This is a genomic window from uncultured Allofournierella sp. (genome assembly GCA_944382705.1).
In the GTDB taxonomy this organism is placed as follows: domain Bacteria; phylum Bacillota; class Clostridia; order Oscillospirales; family Ruminococcaceae; genus Allofournierella.
Genome location: CALWNE010000005.1, coordinates 1 through 3,062 on the forward strand (window position 1 = coordinate 1; position 3,062 = coordinate 3,062).

3 protein-coding genes are annotated in these 3,062 nt (G+C 49.9%); 1 reads left to right on the forward strand and 2 read right to left on the reverse strand.

The window, feature by feature from the left end:
- Positions 1-150 precede the first annotated feature (150 nt).
- The gene (locus tag ACH2EM_RS00355) at positions 151-1,398 is read left to right on the forward strand and encodes a BTAD domain-containing putative transcriptional regulator (protein ID WP_395150036.1); all 1,248 of its coding nucleotides are present in this window, start codon (positions 151-153) and stop codon (positions 1,396-1,398) included.
- Positions 1,399-1,464: 66 nt separating this feature from the next.
- On the opposite strand, the gene ACH2EM_RS00360 is transcribed toward ACH2EM_RS00355, so the two are convergent.
- Positions 1,465-2,088, reverse strand: coding sequence for a hypothetical protein (locus ACH2EM_RS00360; protein ID WP_395150037.1), 624 nt, complete (start codon positions 2,086-2,088; stop codon positions 1,465-1,467).
- A 2-nt stretch (positions 2,089-2,090) separates the two neighbouring features.
- The gene (locus tag ACH2EM_RS00365) at positions 2,091-2,573 is read right to left on the reverse strand and encodes an RNA polymerase sigma factor (protein WP_395150038.1); all 483 of its coding nucleotides are present in this window, start codon (positions 2,571-2,573) and stop codon (positions 2,091-2,093) included.
- Positions 2,574-3,062: the final 489 nt, after the last annotated feature.

Consider the following 3,062-nt stretch of genomic DNA (forward strand, 5'->3'; position numbering starts at 1 on the left):
AACCTGCTCTGGTCTGATTGCCAAAGCAGGTTTTTCTACAAGCTGAGACCGGTTTTACAAACCGGTCTTTTTGAATTGGTGTACAAATCTGGCTTAAAAGGGTATAATAAGCAATAGATACCATGTCACTGGCAACGAAAGGAATCGACTATGCAGGAATACACCATGCGCTTTGAAATGTTTGGAGGATTGAAAATCTGGCTGAATGACCAGTGCCTTGTAACCGAGGATGACCGGCTGAACAAAAACATTGAATTGCTTGTGCTTCTGGCTCTATTTCGGGAACAGGGCATGACCAATGGCCAGTTGATGGAGGCGCTTTGGGAGCCGGAGGAGATTCAAAACCCGGCGGGTGCATTAAAAAATGCGGCCTACTCGCTGCGAAAATGGCTGCAGGTTCACAGCGATTTTCATTTTATTGTGGTGAACGAAAAAAACTACCAGCTGAACCCGGACATTCGTCTGGAAATTGATTTTCATCGTATGGCGGAATTGGCCTGCGAGCTGGAGCAAACTCCCGATGCTGGGCGGCTGGAGTTGTGTTTTGCCATGCTGCAGCTGTACCAGGGAGATTTTTTGCCGGAACTGAGCAGCCGAAGCTGGACAGCGGCTTTTTCGGATCAGGCCCGCAAAACCTATTTGATGGCGGCAAATCTGGCGGCGGAATATCTGCTGGAGCGCCAAAATCGAGCGGATGCTGCCAAGGCTTTGGAGATTGCAAACCGTGCCACCCTGGTGGAGCCTTACAACCAACGGGCCCAGGTGAATTTGTTCCGGGCTATGCGAGTATTGGAGATGAAAAGTGCCGTGGTGCGGCAATACCCCATAGTAACCGATTTGTTTTTTAATCGCACCGGCACTGCGCTGCCCGGAGAGGTGCTCAGTATCTACCAGTGGGCCATGGATACCACGGGCCATGCCATGGAAGATATGCTGCGCATCCGGCAGGATTTGAATGCGGTCAGCAAAAACGATCGGCCGGGGCAAGGCGCCTACTGGTGTACCTATGATTTCTTTAAGCAACTGTATGACATAGCAAGTCGGCTGGCGGTACGCAACGATCAGCACACCCTGCTCATGCTCACTACCCTGTATCCGCCCAAAGGGCAGAATGTAAGCCGGGACGAAACGGCACACGGAATGCTTGTCATGCGGGATATTCTGTACCACACCCTGCGCAAGGGAGATGTGTACTGCCGGTACAGCCGAAATCAGTATGTGATTATGATGCTGGTTACCAGCTTTGCAGATAGCCATGCAGTGGAAAAGCGCATTCGGCAAGTCTGCCGGGAGAAGGGGATTGAACCGGCCTTTCAGCTGGATGTAACAACCAGCAAACCGGATCCCATTGTGTCGGTGATGGGCAGGTCCTGCCCCAAAAATCTGATAAAACCGTAAACAATCAGCCCTGTTTCTGTGACCGCAATGGAAAAGAAACAGGGCTGGCTCTTTAGGAAAGACAAGTTAGGAATCGATAGGAATGCTGTACAGCCAAAAGGTGGAGTCTTGAGGGGAGCAGGGAAGCACCGCATACAGCACAAGTTCTTCTTGGGCATATTCGGTGCCAAAGGCCAGTACATCCTCCACAAGATAGGATTGGCTCAGCAAGCCAGATTGACAATCCTGTTTCAGCCCTTGCTCCAAGGTCAACAGCCCCTGCTCCAGCTGCTGCTGGCTCAGGGCATCGGTACCAGGGGTAGCGCTGGGCGGCAAAGCCTCGAAGGCAGTGGGGGCAGTTACCTGCTGCACATTCAGGTTTGGAGCAGGTAACTCTGCCGTGCGGGCGCGAAACCCAGCGGCATTTTGAGGAACAGAACGCTGGTTATGCTCGGCACTGCTTGCCAAAGAGGGCACAGCGGACAGGGTTGCATCCTGAGACAGCCGATTCAGGGTAGGAAGCATTGCAAAACAAAGGACCGCAGCGCACAGAGCTGGCACGGCCATACGAGGAAAACAGAACTGCTGCAACCAATCCCGGCGGGAAGGAGACTGCTGTACCTGCTGCATCTTTTGCAGGGTGCTGGCCTTCCAGGATTCGCTGGCGGATACTTTTTCCATGGCTTTTTTATAATCGTCGGAGTAAGACATGGTCAGAATTCTCCTTTCAGCGTGTGTTTTAAGAGGTTCCGGCCACGGGAGAGCTGGCTGAGAACGGTGTTTTGCCGGCGGTTTAGCAGCTGGCCAATCTCGGCGGTGGAGTACCCTTCGATGTAGTGCAGATAAATAACCTGCCGGTATTTTTCTGGCAGAGCACGGATGGCATCCAACACAATGCTTTCTTGCGGGGTAAAAGGAAGAGAGAGAGTTTCATCCAGCGGGGCACTGTACCGATACCAACCGCTGCGAAAGTGGCTTTTGCACCGGTTGATGGTGCAGCGCAGAAGCCATGCCTTTTGATGCTCCCAGCTTTCAAACACGGGATTGCTGCGCACAAGATTCAAAAATACTTCCTGGGCAATGTCCTCTGCATCCTGAGGATTTTTTACCAAGCCAAAGGCTGCCCGCAATACTAGATCGCCAAATTCCTCCACAGCAGCCTGCGCCGACACAGGGGCTGTGTTTGTGGTGGGCATAAACACGCCCTCCTTTCTAGTTACAATACAGCTGGAGTGCTCTTATTATTGCATACTTTTTTAAAATTGGCAAAACGCATATAAAAGCAGATCTCTTTATATACATATTAATAGCGCAAAAACACGAATGGATTTTATGGGCACAAAGCTTGCAAATGGCTTTGCCCTCGGAGCACATTATAATGTGCTCCGGGGGTTGTTTTAGGTAAACCGTTAGCAGAGTTTTAAGGGCAAAAAAGGTGATTTTCAAATAAATCACACTTTTTTGAAAAAAGGTGTTGACTTATGGGCAGGGAATGTGATATTATAACTGAGCCGCAAATAACGCGGTTGTCGCTGAAAAGCTGAATAAAAAATCTTGAAAAAAGTACTTGACAAAGCACTAAAGACAAGATATAATAAACAAGCTATCTCGCAAGAGAAAAGCGACCAGGACCTTGAAAATTGAACAATATCAAGAAGCTTGAACGGAACCTTAATTGTGATGGA

Excerpts from the sequence above, each read along its gene's own strand:
- ACH2EM_RS00365 (WP_395150038.1), bottom strand. The coding sequence starts at position 2,573 with ATGCCCACCACAAACACAGCCCCTGTGTCGGCGCAGGCTGCTGTGGAG.
- ACH2EM_RS00360 (WP_395150037.1), bottom strand. The coding sequence starts at position 2,088 with ATGTCTTACTCCGACGATTATAAAAAAGCCATGGAAAAAGTATCCGCC.
- ACH2EM_RS00355 (WP_395150036.1), top strand. The coding sequence starts at position 151 with ATGCAGGAATACACCATGCGCTTTGAAATGTTTGGAGGATTGAAAATC.